Annotated in this window: 12 protein-coding genes; 7 read left to right on the forward strand and 5 right to left on the reverse strand. The window is 63.7% G+C overall.

The genetic code is table 11. The features are described 5' to 3' along the window. Positions 1–17: 17 nt before the first annotated feature. From DY201_RS28155 to DY201_RS28165, 3 genes are read right to left on the reverse strand one after another with little or no spacing between them, the layout of a single operon-like run. Positions 18–929 carry a DMT family transporter gene (locus DY201_RS28155; RefSeq protein ID WP_115734632.1) on the reverse strand — a complete coding sequence of 304 codons (912 nt, stop codon included), beginning with the start codon at positions 927–929 and terminating at the stop codon, positions 18–20. Beyond that, the gene (locus tag DY201_RS28160) at positions 913–3318 is read right to left on the reverse strand and encodes a PIG-L family deacetylase (protein ID WP_115734633.1); all 2406 of its coding nucleotides are present in this window, start codon (positions 3316–3318) and stop codon (positions 913–915) included. Before DY201_RS28160 ends, DY201_RS28155 begins: the two co-directional genes overlap by 17 nt. A gap of 25 nt (positions 3319–3343) precedes the next feature. Further along, complete coding sequence (locus tag DY201_RS28165; protein WP_165916019.1) at positions 3344–4558, reverse strand: ROK family protein; 1215 nt, start codon at positions 4556–4558, stop codon at positions 3344–3346. A 289-nt stretch (positions 4559–4847) separates the two neighbouring features. On the opposite strand from DY201_RS28165, the gene DY201_RS28170 reads away from it, so the two are divergent. The 7 genes from DY201_RS28170 (at position 4848) to DY201_RS28200 (ending at position 12446) form a co-directional block, all read left to right on the forward strand. Then, on the forward strand, positions 4848–6116 hold the full coding sequence (locus tag DY201_RS28170; RefSeq protein WP_115734635.1) for a sugar ABC transporter substrate-binding protein: 1269 nt from the start codon (positions 4848–4850) through the stop codon (positions 6114–6116). An 18-nt stretch (positions 6117–6134) separates the two neighbouring features. Then, the gene (locus DY201_RS28175; RefSeq protein WP_115734710.1) at positions 6135–7073 is read left to right on the forward strand and encodes a carbohydrate ABC transporter permease; all 939 of its coding nucleotides are present in this window, start codon (positions 6135–6137) and stop codon (positions 7071–7073) included. Further along, positions 7070–7921, forward strand: coding sequence for a carbohydrate ABC transporter permease (locus DY201_RS28180; RefSeq protein WP_115734636.1), 852 nt, complete (start codon positions 7070–7072; stop codon positions 7919–7921). Before DY201_RS28175 ends, DY201_RS28180 begins: the two co-directional genes overlap by 4 nt. A 3-nt stretch (positions 7922–7924) precedes the next feature. Then, entirely contained in the window at positions 7925–9439 is a 1515-nt protein-coding gene (gene argH, locus DY201_RS28185; RefSeq protein ID WP_115734637.1) for an argininosuccinate lyase, read from the forward strand. After that, positions 9439–10476, forward strand: coding sequence for an ABC transporter ATP-binding protein (locus tag DY201_RS28190; RefSeq protein WP_115734638.1), 1038 nt, complete (start codon positions 9439–9441; stop codon positions 10474–10476). Before argH ends, DY201_RS28190 begins: the two co-directional genes overlap by 1 nt. Continuing rightward, complete coding sequence (locus tag DY201_RS28195) at positions 10473–11387, forward strand: carbohydrate kinase family protein (RefSeq protein WP_115734639.1); 915 nt, start codon at positions 10473–10475, stop codon at positions 11385–11387. Before DY201_RS28190 ends, DY201_RS28195 begins: the two co-directional genes overlap by 4 nt. Positions 11388–11798: 411 nt before the next feature. Beyond that, positions 11799–12446 (forward strand): outer membrane protein, encoded by a 648-nt coding sequence (locus DY201_RS28200; protein ID WP_165916020.1) that lies wholly within the window; start codon positions 11799–11801, stop codon positions 12444–12446. A 6-nt stretch (positions 12447–12452) separates the two neighbouring features. Here the strand turns inward: DY201_RS28200 and pcaF are convergent, their stop codons facing one another. After that, positions 12453–13655, reverse strand: a complete 1203-nt coding sequence (gene pcaF, locus DY201_RS28205) for a 3-oxoadipyl-CoA thiolase (protein ID WP_115734641.1) — start codon at positions 13653–13655, stop codon at positions 12453–12455. Continuing rightward, entirely contained in the window at positions 13652–15631 is a 1980-nt protein-coding gene (locus DY201_RS28210) for a 3-hydroxyacyl-CoA dehydrogenase NAD-binding domain-containing protein (protein ID WP_115734642.1), read from the reverse strand. Before DY201_RS28210 ends, pcaF begins: the two co-directional genes overlap by 4 nt. Position 15632 lies beyond the last annotated feature (1 nt).

Below are 15632 nucleotides of genomic sequence, written 5' to 3' on the forward strand. Positions count from 1 at the left end.
CGCGGATTTGGCGAAGGTCACTTCTTCCTGTTGGCGCGGCGCTCGAGATGGGCGGTCGTCTGCAAGGCGGCGAGGATGACGATTGCGCCGATGACGATGCGCTGGTCGGGCACTTCGCCGAAGAAGACATAGCCCGCGGCAGTCGTGACGACGATCGAGAGATAGCCGATCGGCGCGAGCACGCTGGCGTCGGCAAGGCGATAGGCGCGCAGGAAGCAGTATTGACCGGCCTGCGCCAGAAGCCCGATGCCGAGCAGGGGCACCCAGTCGAAGGTCTTGACAGGCTGCCAGACGAAGATGGCCGGCACAGCGGTGATGACCGCAAGGCCGACAGTGTAGAATACCATCATCACGGTCGTGTTTTCGTCGCGCAGCATGCGTGTCTGGATGATGGCGAGCGAGCCGAAGACGACCGTAGCAAACACTGCAAGCAGGCCGAGATTCCAGTCGACGCCGCCCGGCGCCAGCATGACGAGCACGCCGGCGAAGGCGAAGGCAGCACCCACCCAGCGTAGCCGCGAAACCGTCTCGCCGAGGAAGGCGACAGCCATGGCCATGGTGAGGAGTGGCCTGGAAAAGCTCAGCGCGTTGACCACGGCCAGCGGCAGCAGCGTGTAGGCCATGAACTGGCTGGTCAGCGCGATAGCGTTGCAGCTGATGCGCGAGACGTTCTGCCAGGGATGCTTGGTGTGGCGGATGTGGTGGCGGTGGCGCCAGATCAAAGGCAGGATGAACAACAGGCCGATCATCGCCCGGACGAAGACGAGCTGGAACGCCGGGTAGATCAGCCCCTGTGCCTTGACGAGCGCCGTCATGCCGCCGGAGACCAGCAGCATGTCGGCGAGCACCCAGACGATGCCCTCGCGGTTGGCCTTGTGACGCTCTTCCCCCGCCTCGGGCGTCACCGTGCTGTCAGGCTGGCTGGACAAGATTTGCCATCAAGCGGAATGCCCCCGCCACAAGCTTGTCCATCTGGTGATGCAGGACGAGGCTTGTATGGGTGTGGCGGCCCTTGCCGATCTGAGCCGAGACCAGCGCACCCATCAGCGGCTGTTCGTTGGCGTCGTGCATGGCCAGCAGAGGCTGGTAAGCCTCGTCCCAGCGCGCGGCGAAATAGAGCCCGCGCTCTTTGTTCCAGCCGGACCAGTCCTGCGGGCCGATCACATTCGGCCCCCTGAGCAGGACGTGGTCCGGCACCAGCACCGTAACTTCGGCGGTCGGATCCGTTACGCGCCAGCGTAAAGACGGCGAGCCAATCTCGAGTTTCCTCGGCGGCGTCGCTAGTGGATCCCAACCATCGGTCGGGCGGTGGTAAAGGGTGACAAGGTGGCCGCCATTTTCGACGAAGCGGTGCAGCTTCTCGGTGCTTGCTGCCAAATCCTTGCGAATGCCGAAGGCAAAGATGCCGACGACGATGGTGGTGTAGCGGCTGAGGTCTCCGGCCAGCGCCTTGGCGTCGAGTTCGGTGACGTCGAGCCCAATGCGCGACAGCCAAAGACCGACGCGATCGGCGCCTGCGCCGACATAACCGACGACAGCGCCTTGCGGGAGCTTGAGGTCGAGCGTGAGCACGCGCAGCGCTTCCGGCTGGCGATGGGTGACGCGGCCGATATGCGAATAGGCAATCGGGGTAAGCCGCAATGCCGGCCTGCTGCCGACCAGTGGCGTGATGGTGGTTAGCCCGGCGACACGTGTCTCGGGAGCGCGGATGACCTGGCCACCTTCGGCCTGGGCGAGTGACCAGCCGCCTTCCATGTTGAGCGAGACGGGCGCATCCTTGCCTGCGACCACTGGCTTGACCGGCCATTCGCGTCTGGTACCGTCGAGCGGCACGATCAGCGCTTCGGGCTCCATCACGACCGAGCTTGCCGGCAGCACGGCAAATGGCTCCTCGAGGTCATAGGTGGCGCGGGCGGTATGATCGCCGAACTTCGCCGAGATGACGACATGGGCGTCACCATTGCCGCCGAGAGCCGTCCATGACGGCGGATAGAGCTTTGTGTAAGCGGCGTCCACGGTGGCAACGATCTTCAGGCTGCGTCGGCGTCCGGTGATGGTCTCCGCCTTGGCCGTGACGCCATTGGGCAGCACAGCTTCGACCTCGACAGAACGATCGTCGCCGGCGGGGGCCAGATCGACGGTGAGTTCAGCCGTTCCGCCCGGCGCCACTGTCGACGGCGACAGCGTCGCGCGGTCGAAGAGGCCCGCGGCCTCGATCAAGGCGGCGTCGATCTCGCGTGCCTTGCGGTCGAGGCGGTGGCGGTGGCGTTCGAGGAAATCGGGCGAGGCATTGTTGCGGGCAGCGGCAAGCTGGGTAGCCGCTTCGGTGAGGGCTGCAATGATCGCATCGGCGTGTGGGAATGCCGCGATTGCCTTGTCGACGGCCAAACCGGCGGCCTTCAGCGCCTGCGCGGCTTCATAGGAGAGGTCTCGCGATGCGGTGAGATCGGCGAGCGTTGCCGGCAGCGCGTCGAGCACCGACGTCTCGGCCTTTGTGCCGTTGGCGGCAAGCAGTAAATGCAGCGGCCAGCGCGTCTCGGCAACATCAGGCCAATGACCCATGCCCTGCGAGGCGTGGTAGTAGCGCGACCATTCTCCGATGCGGTCATATTCCGCGCCCGTCGCCGGTTCGCGCCCGGGCGCGTTGACGACAACCGTCGCATCGGGAGGTGGCACTTCGTCGTCATAGGTGTCGCCACCGCCCGACCATGCCGGCAGATAATACTTCGCCACCTGCCAGGGGCTCATGCCTTCCTTGAAATGTTCGGGGAAAGCCTGCGGGTCGGCGGCAAGCCTGATTGCCTTTTCGGCTGCGCGGGTCATGGCGCGGTGGTGGCCATGCTGGCCGGGGACATCGAGAAAGGTCGGAATGACGATGTCGGGCCGTTCGCAGCGATAGGCACGCACCAGCCGTTCGACAGTGCGCATCTCGCCCCAGCGGGTGAATGTCTGGTCGCCATCCTTGGAGAAGCCGAAATCATGCACCTCGTCATCGGGGCCATGGCCGAGCCAGACGACGTCGGCGTCGAGCTCGCGCGCCGCCTCCTCCATCTCGCGCGTGCGCATCATGCCGAGCACGCCTAGGCGTTCCGGCCCGAGTGAATTCTGGCCGCCTTCGCCACGCGTCGAGCAGGCGACGATGACGCGCATGCCGAGGCCAAGACGGAACCAGGCGAGCAGGCCGCTCTGCTCGTCGTCGGGATGGGCTCCGGTGTTCATCATTGTGACGGTGGAGACGAGACGGCTAAGGGCACGGTGAAGCCTGAGCAGCGACGGGCTGGCCTTTTGTCTTTCAATACGTTCGCGGGCGCTCGGCATTCAGGTCCTCCGGTATTTCAGTCTGCTATTCGGTGGGCGCGGTGGCGGCGGTTTCGAGCTTGGGGGTAACCACCTCGAACAGCGGCAGTGCGGCGGCACCGAGTGCCGCCGTATATTGCCCGGTCTGGCCACGCATGACGCGGGGCAGGGCGCGGGTCCGTCGGCTTGCGACCGAGATCGGCAAGGGTCCCATCCGTTCGATCAGTTCGTCGATGATCGCGTCCGGCAACACACCGCCAAGGATCACCGTTTCGGGGTCGAGGATGTTTTCGATCATTGCGATCATCGGGGCGAGATAGGTCGCCGTCTCGTCCATCCACTCCAGAAGCACCGGATGGCGCTTGGCGTGGAGATCGGAGAAATCGGCGAAATCGCAGTCGGGGATGCCGGCGGCGCAAAGCTTTTCGCGCAGCGCATGGACCGAGGCGTAGCGCTCAAGGCAGCCGTGCTGGCCGCATGGGCAAGCCCTGCCTCTGGGAACGACAACGACGTGGCCGATTTCGCCGGCATTGCCGAAGGCGCCACGGAACGGCGTGCCGTCCTGGATCATGCCAAGGCCAAGGCCGGCGCCGAAATAGACCATGCAGAAGCTGGAGATGGTGTGGCCAGCGCCGAAGAAGCGTTCGCCGACAGCCGCGGCGTTGGCGTCGTTTTCCACCGTCACGGGCTCCCCGCAGGCTTCGCTGAGCAGGCTTGCCGCATCGATGTTGGCCCAGCCCGGCAGTGTCGTCGGGCCGACCGAAGTCATGCCTTCGATCTCGAACGGGCCGGGCATGACCACGCCGATGCCAAGCAACCGCGACTTGAACGTCGACCTGACCGTGTCGAGCTCGGCGCGCAGATGGGCGATGACCTGGCTGGGGCTGGTGTCGCTGACCGGCATGATTCGCTTGGAGCGCGGCTGTCCCGACAGGTCGAGCACGGTCGCCACCATGTGGTCGGAGGCCATCTCGATGCCCATGGTCATCGCGCCATCGGGGTTGACGGCGAACTGGATCGGCGGCTGGCCGCGGCCCGAGCGCAGGCGCCCGGTCTCCATCAACAGGTTTTCGCTGACCAGCTCGTCGACGATGTTGGCGATGGCCTGCGCCGTCAGATGCGTCAGCCGGGCGATATGCATGCGCCCCAGCGCGCCATTGCGGCGCACGACGTCGAGCACAACGCGACGGTTATGGTCGCGGCTGCGCTCGGGGTTGTTGCCCAATGTGACCTGATGTGTGCTGCCCGGCTGAAACGCCATTTCGCGCATCCTGACTTCAGTTGCAAAATTGATAACGCGGAAGGCCCGAACCCCGCAACAGATTAATTCAAGTAAATTATCTTATTGACAAAAGGCGTCCGGCAGGAAAGCGTATAGGCAGTGTGCGGGGAGGATCCGCAGCTTTGCTGGTGCCTGATTTTGGCGAGCGTGATCCGCTCGCGCCTGAAAGCATCGGAGTTACGAGACGGACCGGGCCTCGATTGCATGCGAGGCTGCGGTCCAAGGGGATAATCACCGCCCGACATCCGGGATTTTCCGGCGGGCGCAGATGGAGGTTTACATGCGTAGAGCAACCCTGTTTGCCGGACTGATTGCTGGTTTCAGCACGCTGGCAATCAACGCGGCCCAGGCCGTCGAGATCGAGTATTGGCAGTATGTCTTCGACTCGCGCGTCAAGGCGATGGACCAGCTGATCGAGAACTTCGAGAAGGCCAATCCGGATATCACCGTCAAGCAGACGACATTCCCCTATGCCGACTATCAGACGCGCGTCATCGCCGCGAAGATGGGCGGGCAGGGCCCCGACGTGATGCAGCTGTTCTACGGCTGGCTCGACAAGTTCGTTGCCGGCGGTCTGCTGCAGCCGCTGCCGACCGATGCGTTCCCGCACGACAAGATCGAAAGCGAATTCTTCCCGATCGTCAGCGCCATGAAGCGCGGCGAGGACTACTACGGCCTGCCGACCGCCGTGCGTTCGCTGGCGCTGTTCTACAACAAGAAGCTGTTCACCGAAGCCGGCCTCGACCCGGCAAATCCACCCAAGACGCTCGACGAGTTCGTCGCTGCCGCCGAGAAGGCGACCAAGCGTGATGCCGCCGGCAACCTGATCGTCGCCGGATCGACCCTCGACATGGCCGGCCAGGATCATCAGTGGTGGCGTGAAGTGCTGGTGCGCCAGTTCGGCGGCCAGCCCTACACCGACGGCGACCGCAAGGTGGCCTACAACACCGAAGCCGGTGAAAAGGCGCTGAAGTTCTACACCGACCTGCAGACCGAAAAGAAGATCGGCCAGGCCGGCTTCATGGACGAAGGCCAGGCAGCCTTCCGTGCCGGCATGGCGGCTATGACCATCGACGGCACCTTCCGTCTCGGCGCCTTCAAGTCGATCGAAGGCTTCGAATGGGGCGTGACCGAATTGCCGGCAAATGCCGACGGCACCCGTTCCAACTATGCCAGCTACTTCGCCAACGGCATCTCGGCGACGACCAGCGGCGAGAAGCTCGAAGCCTCGAAGAAGTTCCTCGCCTACATCTCTTCGCCTGAGGCCATGGACGTCTGGCTGAAGACGGTCGGCGAGTTGCCGGCACGCCGCTCGGCTGCCATGACCGAGGCCAACCTTGCGGATCCGGTCTACGGCCCGTTCCTCAAGGGTCTCGAATACGCTCGCACCACCATGTTCGTTGATGAGGCAGCCCAGCGCCAGACCACCATCGACATGGCCAACCGCGTGCTGCTCGAAGGCCAGTCGGTGAAGGATTCGCTCGCACAGGCCGCAGCGGCCGAGCAGGCGATCATCGACGCAGCAGCCCCGAAGTAAGGCGAAGGCTTGATGTCTGTGACAGCGGATCAACAGGGGGCGGCGCTGAGCCGCCCCGGCGCGACCTTCTGGGAACGCCGTTCCATGCGGACGAAGCGGCTGGTTTGGGTGTGGAGTTTCCTCGCTCTGCCGATCCTGTTCTATTCGGTGATCCGCTTTTACCCGACCATCGAAGCCTTCTGGCTTTCGCTGACCAACTGGGACCTGCTGAAGCCGCCGCAGTTCATCGGCCTGGCCAACTACGAAAAGCTGTTCGCAGACCCGCAGTTCTGGAAGGTGTTCAAGAACACCTTTGCCTATCTGCTCGTCGGCACGCCGATCAGCCTGTTGCTGTCATTCGTCATTGCCTACCATCTCGATCGCGTGCGCTTCATGCACGGGCTGATCCGCGGCCTCTATTTCCTGCCTTACCTGACCACGGCTGCCGCGATGGCCTGGGTGTGGCGCTGGTTCTACCAGCCGGCACCGATCGGCGTCATTAACAATGCGCTCGGCACGCTCGGCATTCCCCAGCAGCCGTTCATCCGCTCGGTTGATCAGGCCTTGCCGTCGATCATGCTGACGGCGATCTGGGCCGGCCTCGGCTTCCAGATCATCATCTTCATGGCCGGCCTGCGGTCGATCCCCAATACCTTCTACGAGGCTGCGCGCATCGACGGCCTCGGCGAATGGGCGATCCTGCGCAAGATCACGCTGCCGCTGCTCAAGCCGACAACCATGTTCCTCGTCGTGTTCTCGTCGATCGGCTTCCTGCGCATCTTCGACCAGGTCTACAACATGACCACCAACGACCCGGGCGGCCCGCTCGGCTCGACCAAGCCGCTGGTGCTGATGATCTACCAGACGGCGTTTTCGTCCTACGCGATGGGATATGCGGCGGCCCAGACGGTGGTGCTGTTCACCATCCTGCTGTTCGTATCGCTGTTGCAGCTCTGGATCCTGAGGGAAAAGAAATGAGTGCCGTCACCCAAACGCCGGCGCTGTCTCACGCCAACGTCAAGCCCGGCCGCATCCTCGCCTGGACGCTCTTGTTCATCGGCGGCCTGATCATGGTGACGCCGCTGGCCTTCATGTTCTCGACGTCGTTCAAGACGGCCGGCCAGGTCTATGACCTCAGGCTCATTCCCGCAGCGCCGACGCTCAACAACTACATCGCGATCCTGGCCGACGGGCGCTTCATGCGCTGGTTCTTCAACTCGATGTTCGTCGCCGTCATGGTGACGCTGTCGAACGTCTTCTTCGACAGCCTTGTCGGCTACACGCTGGCCAAGTTCGAATTTCGCGGCCGCTACTTCATCTTCCTCGCCATCCTGTCGACGCTGATGATCCCGACCGAGATGCTCGTCATCCCGTGGTACCTGATGTCGGCAAATCTCGGCTGGCTGGACAGCTATTGGGGCATCATGTTCCCCGGCATGATGACGGCCTTCGGCACCTTCCTGATGAAGCAGTTCTTCGAAGGTGTGCCCAACGACTTCCTAGAGGCAGCCCGCGTCGATGGCCTGAACGAGTTCCAGATCTTCTGGAAGGTGGCGATGCCGCTGGTGACGCCAGCTCTGTCCGCGCTCGCCATCTTCACCTTCCTCGGCAACTGGACGGCCTTCTTCTGGCCGCTGATCGTGACCACCAGCAAGGAGCTCTACACCTTGCCGGTCGGCCTATCGAGCTTCGCTGTCGAACAGTCCATCCAGTGGGAAATGATCATGACCGGTGCGGCGATCGCCACCTTGCCGACGCTGATCGTCTTCCTCGTGCTCCAGCGTTACATCGTCCGCGGCGTCATGCTTGCCGGGCTCAAGGGATAGAAAATGTCTGAACTGAACCCCAGGCTCTCCGACAAGAGCGTCTTTCCCGATCCCGTCTACAAGGAGACGGTGCTTCGGCCGCTCTTCGACGGCGCCAAGACCCACCATGTCGACGGCTTCCGCGCCATCGACCGGGCGCATCTGGTGATGCTGACCGAGACCGGCATTCTCGATGCCAAGCAGGCGTCGGCGATCGCCGGTGCTCTCGAAGCCATCGACCGTGAAGTCGATCCGGAGAAGCTGGTCTACACCGGCGAGGTCGAGGACTTCTTCTTCCTCATCGAAAAGGAACTGAAGGCCCGCCTCGGCGCTGATGTCGCCGGACGCCTGCACACCTCGCGTTCGCGCAACGACATCGACCACACGCTGTTCAAGCTTGGACTCAAGCAGCGCATTGATGCGTTGATGGTCAAGGCGCGGCATCTGCTGGCCGCGATGATCGACGCGGCCGAGCGTGAAAAGGCGACGCTGATCGTTGCCTACACGCATGGCCAGCCGGCGCAGCCCTCGACTTTCGGGCATTACCTGTCGGCTGCCATCGAGGTGCTGATCCGCGACATCGAGCGCTTCGAAGAGGCGCGCAAGATCGTCGACCTGTCGCCGATGGGGGCTGCCGCCATCACCACGTCGGGGTTCCCGATCGACCGGCAGCGCGTCGCCGATCTGCTCGGCTTTGCCGCACCCTTGCGCAATTCCTACAGCTGCATCGCGGCGTCCGATTACATCACGTCGACCTATTCGGCGATCGAGCTGATGTTCCTGCATCTCGGCCGCCTGATTCAGGACTTCCAGTTCTGGACCAGCTTCGAGGTCGGCCAGGTCTATGTGCCGAACGCTTTCGTGCAGATCTCGTCGATCATGCCGCAGAAGCGCAACCCGGTGCCGATCGAGCATATGCGGCTGCTCGCCAGCCAGACGATGGGCCGCGCCCGCACGGTGCTCGGTGTCATCCACAACACGCCGTTCACCGACATGAACGACAGCGAGGGCGAAACCCAGTCGATGGGCTACGAGGCGTTTACCGCTGCCTCCCGCGTGCTCGACCTGCTCGCGGCCTTCGTCGGCGCGATCCGCATCGATCCGGAGCGTGTGGCCGAAAACATCCGCCGCTCCTGCATCACCATCACCGAACTTGCCGACTCGCTCGTCCGCATTGAGGGCCTGTCCTTCCGCGAGGCGCATGAGATCGCAGCCACGGTCGCCAAATCTGTGGTTGCGGCTGGCGGCGGGCTCGCCACGGACGGCTACGCGCCGTTCCTCGAAGCCTTCAGGCATTCGACCGGACGCGAACCGAGCTTCGGCCGCGACAAGTTCGAAGAGATCGTCTCGCCGGAACATTTCGTTGCCGTGCGCGACCGCTTCGGCGGCCCGGCACCGGCGGCGATGGCCGAGGCGATCGGCGTCTACAGGAAGAAGGCAGCGGCACTGGATGCCGTTGCGCAGGAGCATGCCGGGCACGAGGCGAAAGCCGCAAAAGAACTCGGCGAGAAATTCAAGGCACTGGCAGGGGCGCTCTGATGGCGACGATCGAACTTGAAAAGCTGGTCAAGCGCTACGGCAAGGTAGACGTAGTCCAGGGCATCGACCTTGAAATCGCCGATGGCGAATTCGTGGTCTTCGTCGGGCCTTCGGGCTGCGGCAAGTCGACGACCTTGCGCATGATCGCCGGCCTCGAAGACATTTCCGGCGGCACGCTGAAGATCGGCGGCGAGGTGGTCAACGAGCGCGATCCCAAGCAGCGCAACATCGCCATGGTGTTTCAGAATTACGCCATCTACCCGCATCTGACCGTGCGCCAGAACATCGGCTTCGGTCTCTACACCTCGAAGCTGTCCAAGGCCGAGAAGGACCAGCGTATCGAAGAGGCAGGCAAGATCCTCGGCCTGGAGAAGTATCTCGACCGCCGTCCGGCGGCGTTGTCGGGCGGTCAGCGCCAGCGTGTCGCCATCGGCCGCGCCATGGTCCGCAATCCGTCGGCCTTCCTGTTCGACGAGCCATTGTCCAATCTCGATGCCCAGTTGCGCGCCCAGATGCGCATCGAGATCAAGCGCCTGCACCAGAAGCTCAAGACGACCACAGTCTATGTCACCCACGATCAGGTCGAGGCGATGACCATGGCCGACCGTATCGTGGTCATGAAGGATGGGCACATCCTGCAGGTGGGCACGCCGACCGACCTGTACGAAAATCCGGTCGATGTCTTCACCGCGCGCTTCATAGGCAGCCCGTCGATGAACCTGGTGCCGGGCCGCAAGAACGGCAAGGGCATCGAGCCTGCTGCCGGCGGCGACATCCTGATTGGCGTGCGGCCGCATGAACTGACCGCAGCCATCGAGAAGTCGGAAGGTGGTCTGGAGCTCACCGGAACGGTGACGGCGGTGGAGCCGCTCGGACCCGAGACGCTTGTGCATCTCGATGTCGACGGCAGTGCCGTGATTGCCACTGCACCGAGCAAGTTCATCCCCGCGACCGGCAGCACGCTGACCTGCCGCGCGGCGCCGGGCAGCCTCTATCTCTTCGACGCCAAGACCGAGAAGAGCCTGGGCCGGCAATGACATCGGGAAATGCCAAGCGTCCGGCGGTGCTCAGCATCGGGCGGATTTACTGTGACTTGATCTTCACCGGCTTGGCATCGCTGCCTGAGCCGGGGCGTGAGGTGTTTGCGCAGGACATGAAGATGGCCGCCGGCGGCGGCGCGTTCATCGCGGCCGCCCACATGGCACATGCCGGGCGTCAAGTCGCTCTGGTGGCGCGCCTTGGCACGGACTCGCTGTCTACAGGGATCGAGGCCGAACTCCGTGCAAGCAATGTCGACCTGCGTTTCGTCGAGCATTCGCCCGGCGCGGGGCCGCAGGTCACCGTCGCCTCGGTGATCGGCAACGACCGCGCCTTCCTGTCGCGGCGCGCAGGGACCGCCCTCCCTGCGACGCTCGATGCCGCGCTCGATTGGAGCGATGCTGGGCACTTGCACATTGCCGAATATGCCACGCTGCACGAGATCCCCGATCTGGTGAGCCGCGCCAAGGCGAAGGGCTTGACAGTGTCGCTCGATCCGAGCTGGGACGAGACGTTGATCTACGAAGCCGAACTGCTTGATCGTTGTGCCGGCGTCGACATCTTCCTACCCAATATGGAAGAGGCAACGGCGATCACACGCGAGAACGACCCGATTGCAGCCATCGAGATCCTGTCCAAGGACTTTCCGGTCGTTGCCCTGAAAGCGGGCGGCGAGGGCGCATGGCTGAAGGCCAGTGGCCAGTTGCTGCACCGAAAGGCGGAGGTGGTTCCGGTTGTCGACACGACGGGTGCGGGCGATGCTTTCAACGCCGGTTTCATCGATGCCTGGCTTTCCGGTCAGTCCGAGGATGCCTGCCTTGCCGCCGGTATCACTTTTGGCAGCCTTGCCGTCCAGGCGGCCGGAGGCTCGGCGATTCTGCGCCAACCGCAGCGTCGGGCCGTGGGCTGAGGAGCACGTTGCTGCGCGATGTTCGGCCCGGCTGATTCGCGCTGCAAGCGGCTTTGGGTTCCCGCGCAGCCATGCCACGACCGTTTGGCGGGCTCAAAGCGGGGCATTTCTCTTCCTTGCCAAGCGGGTGCAGGCCGATCGTTTGTGCACATAGTATTTCGGTGTCAGAAGCGTCGCAGTCTTCGAGCGCCTCGCATGTATCTTAGCCACAACTAATGAAGTCTTGGGTTGTGTATAGACCGGCGCTCGGCTTTGCTTTCGGCGTCGTCCAGCACACGAGATATGTGGTGTTGCATAATAATAACAATAGCTTGTGAACCGCAGGATTTGATCCCGACCGGCATTGGCGGCCGCGGAGAGTTCTGATTCCCTGTCATCAGGGGGTAGGGAATTCTACTTATGGGAGCGGTCATGATCAGGTTCATTGTCCTTGGAAGTGCAGCCCTTTTCACTCTGGCAACCACGGCCCATGCGGCCGATCCGGCAGGCAAGCCGGCCTCGACCATCGAATTCTGGAGCGGACCTTATGCTGGTGTTCATGCCGGCTACGGCTCAGGGCGGGCACGCGACGTCGATGCCTCCGGACCCGATTCTTACAGGGACATCGACGGCTGGCTCGGCGGGGTCCAGATCGGTCTCAACACGCGGATGAACGGTCTTGTGCTGGGTGTAGAAGGCGATATCGCCGCGACCGGCATTGGCTTTTCAGACGTGGGGCAGGGGTTCAGCCTCGACGGCAATCTCGACTGGCTGGCCACGATACGCGGCCGTGTCGGCTTTATCCCGACCGAGCGGGTCCTCGTCTATGGCACCGCCGGTGTCGCGTTTGCCGGCTTCGACCTCGACCTCAATGGCGGTGGTCAGCTTTTCGGCGGCAATGGCACTCACACCGGGTGGGCTTTGGGTGCCGGCGTCGAGACCATGGTGACGGACAAGCTCTCGCTGAAAGCCGAATATCTCTACAACGACTTCGGCAGCGACAGCTACAATCTGCCGGACCCGGTCAATATCGCCTTGCGCGTCCACACCTTCAGGATAGGCGCGAACTTCCAATTCTAGCGGCGGCTAGGGCCGGCTGATCAGAAGCGAAATGCCTTGGCCGACGCCGATGCACATGGTGGCGAGCGCGCGTCTGGCGCCACGCAGATCGAGTTCCAATGCTGCGGTCAGTGCCAGACGCGCGCCCGACATGCCGAGCGGGTGACCGAGTGCGATGGCGCCGCCATTCGGATTGACGTGGCCCGCGTCATCGGCGAGGCCAAGCTGGCGCATGCATGCCAGCGACTGCGCGGCAAAGGCTTCGTTGAGTTCGACAATGTCGATGTCTGATATGACAAGGCCGGCGCGTTCCAGAAGCTTTTGCGTCGAACCGACTGGGCCGATGCCCATGATGCGGGGGGCTACGCCTGAGGTCGCCATGCCATCGACCTTGGCTAGAGGCTTGAGGCCGTGGCGTTCGACGGCGCGCGCAGAAGCGATGATCACGGCTGCGGCCCCGTCATTGACGCCGGATGCGTTGCCGGCGGTGACCGTTCCGCCATCTCTGAACGGGGCCGAAAGGCCCGCAAGCTTTTCGATCGTCGTTTCGCGCGGATGCTCGTCGTGCTCGACGACAGTCGCTTCGCCCTTGCGGCCCTTGATGGTGACAGGAGCGATTTCGCCGGCAAAACGGCCGCTTTTCTGCGCGGCGGCGGCACGAGCCTGGCTGCGCAGGGCGAAATGATCCTGATCCTCGCGTGAAATGGAAAACTCGGCGGCGACGTTCTCGGCGGTCTCGGGCATGGAATCGATGCCGTATTGCCTTTCCATCAACGGGTTGACGAAACGCCAGCCAATGGTGGTGTCGAAGATTTCGGTGCTGCGCTGGAATGCGCTTGAAGCCTTGGGCATGACGAAGGGCGCGCGCGACATGCTTTCGACGCCGCCGGCAATGATGATGTCAGCTTCGCCAAGCTTGATTGCGCGTGCTGCATAACCAACCGCGTCGAGGCCGGAACCGCAGAGGCGATTGATCGTCGTTCCGGGCACCGACACCGGCAGGCCCGCAAGCAGGGCAGCCATGCGGGCGACATTGCGGTTGTCTTCGCCGGCCTGATTGGCACAGCCGAGCACGACCTCATCGATCTGGTCGGCAGGGATGCCAGGGTGCCGCGCCAGCGCTTCGCGAATGGCGTGAGCCGCGAGATCATCAGGGCGCACAGAGGCAAGCGCGCCGCCATAACGGCCGATCGGGGTGCGGACGCCGCCTACGATATATGCTTCGGTCATGGTGTCATGTCCTCGTCCGTTTCGGCTGCAAACATCGGCCCGCCCTTGTGCGCCGGAAAACCGTAGCCATTGATCATCACCAGATCGATATCGCTCGATCGCGCGGCGATGCCCTCAGTGAGCAAGGCAGCGCCTTCGTCGGCCATGGCGCGCAGCAGCCGGTCGACGATCTGGCCGGTCGTAAAGCTGTGGGGCGAGATGCCCTTGGCCGTGCGTGCGGCGGCGATCAGCGCAGTGACCTCTGGATCGACGGCCTTTTCGCCAGACGCATAGTCGTACCAGCCCTTGCCTGCCTTGCGGCCGAAACGGCCGGCTTCGCAAAGCTTGTCGGCGATCTCGACATAACGCGCGTTTGGATCGCGTGTTGCCGCCTGTCGCTTGCGCCGCGCCCAGGCGATCTCAAGCCCGGCCATGTCGTAGACGGTGAAGATGCCCATCGGAAAGCCATAGGCTTCAAGTGCAGCGTCGACCTCTTCGGGCGCGGCACCGTCCTCGACCATGAACTCCGCTTCGCGGCGATAGGCCGAGAAGATGCGGTTGCCGATGAAGCCTTCGGTTACGCCTGAGACCACCGGCAGCTTGCCGAGTTTCCTGGCGAAGGCCAGCGCGGAGGCGAGCACGTCGGGCGCTGTTGCCTTGCAGTCGACGACCTCGACCAGGCGCATGATGTTGGCCGGCGAGAAGAAGTGCAGGCCGACGACGCGCCTGGGGTGAGCAGTCGCCGCTGCGATCTCGTCGGGGTTGAGGTAGCTGGTGTTGGTGGCGAGGATCGCATCCGGCCTGACGATGCCATCGAGGCGCTGGAAAAGCTCGGTCTTGACCGCGAGATCGTCGAACACCGCCTCGATGACGAGATCTGCTGCGGCGAGTTCGCCGATGTTCGCAGCCACCACCAGCCGCGCAAGGCATTCGTCGCAAACTGTCGCCGCAAGACGCCCTGACTGGACCGCCTTGTCGAGAATGCCGGCGATGCGCTCGCGCCCTTTGGTGGCGGCGTCTTCGGTCTGCTCGATGCCGAAGACGCGGTAGCCGGCTGTCAATGCGGACACTGCGATGCCGGCGCCCATCAGGCCGGTACCCACGATGCCGACCGTCTCGATCCTGCGTGGGGCAATGCCCTCAAGCTTGTCGACCTTGCCGGCTTGCCGCTCGGCGAAGAAGACATGGCGCAGGGCTGCCGCCTCATTGGAATCCCGCAGGCGCAGGAAGGTGGCGCGCTCCTCGGCGACGCCGTCCTGGAAAGTCCTGTCCGAAGCCAGCCGGACAAGGCGAACGGCCTCGGCAGGGGCCGATTGGCCGCGCGATCTGGACAGGATCTTTTTTGACGCCGCATCGACGGCGGCCAATTCGGCGATCGGGACATCGAGCAACCCCGTGCGCCTTTGCGGCTGACCGGCGAGTTGGTGGACAAGGCCGATGGCTGCCGCGAGATGATCGGCTGCGACGCCGTCGACAAGGCCAAGCTTGATGGCTTCATCAGGCCTGATTGTGCGGCCGCTGCCGATCAGGTCGATGGCCGCGACGGTGCCGATGAGGCGCGGCAGGCGCTGGGTGCCGCCGGCGCCCGGCACGATGCCGAGCTTGACCTCGGGCAAACCGAAACTCGCGACCTCGCCGGCGACGCGTCCATGGCAGGCAAGTGCGATCTCGCAGCCACCGCCGAGGGCGGCACCATTGACGGAAGCAACCACCGGCTTGCTGCAATTCTCGATACGCTGCATGACCTCGGGAAGCGTCGGCTCGACCGGTGGCTTGCCGAACTCCCTGATGTCGGCGCCGCCGACAAAAGTGCGGCCGGCGCCGGTGATGACGACGCCGATGACGGTGCCAACGGCTGACGCATGGTCGAGTGCCTTGACCAGCCCCTGCCGGACATGTGCCGAGGTGGCGTTGACGGGTGCATTGTCGATGGTGACGACGAGCACGCCGTCACGGATGCTGCCTGAAACGCTCTCCGAAAACCGCGTCGCGCTCATG

This window comes from Aminobacter aminovorans (assembly GCF_900445235.1).
Taxonomy (GTDB): domain Bacteria; phylum Pseudomonadota; class Alphaproteobacteria; order Rhizobiales; family Rhizobiaceae; genus Aminobacter; species Aminobacter aminovorans.

Coding starts and splice junctions, on each gene's coding strand:
- DY201_RS28160 (WP_115734633.1), bottom strand. CDS start 3,318: ATGCCGAGCGCCCGCGAACGTATTGAAAGACAAAAGGCCAGCCCGTCG.
- DY201_RS28165 (WP_165916019.1), bottom strand. CDS start 4,558: ATGGCGTTTCAGCCGGGCAGCACACATCAGGTCACATTGGGCAACAAC.
- DY201_RS28170 (WP_115734635.1), top strand. CDS start 4,848: ATGGAGGTTTACATGCGTAGAGCAACCCTGTTTGCCGGACTGATTGCT.
- DY201_RS28180 (WP_115734636.1), top strand. CDS start 7,070: ATGAGTGCCGTCACCCAAACGCCGGCGCTGTCTCACGCCAACGTCAAG.
- argH (WP_115734637.1), top strand. CDS start 7,925: ATGTCTGAACTGAACCCCAGGCTCTCCGACAAGAGCGTCTTTCCCGAT.
- DY201_RS28190 (WP_115734638.1), top strand. CDS start 9,439: ATGGCGACGATCGAACTTGAAAAGCTGGTCAAGCGCTACGGCAAGGTA.
- DY201_RS28195 (WP_115734639.1), top strand. CDS start 10,473: ATGACATCGGGAAATGCCAAGCGTCCGGCGGTGCTCAGCATCGGGCGG.
- DY201_RS28200 (WP_165916020.1), top strand. CDS start 11,799: ATGATCAGGTTCATTGTCCTTGGAAGTGCAGCCCTTTTCACTCTGGCA.
- pcaF (WP_115734641.1), bottom strand. CDS start 13,655: ATGACCGAAGCATATATCGTAGGCGGCGTCCGCACCCCGATCGGCCGT.
- DY201_RS28210 (WP_115734642.1), bottom strand. CDS start 15,631: ATGAGCGCGACGCGGTTTTCGGAGAGCGTTTCAGGCAGCATCCGTGAC.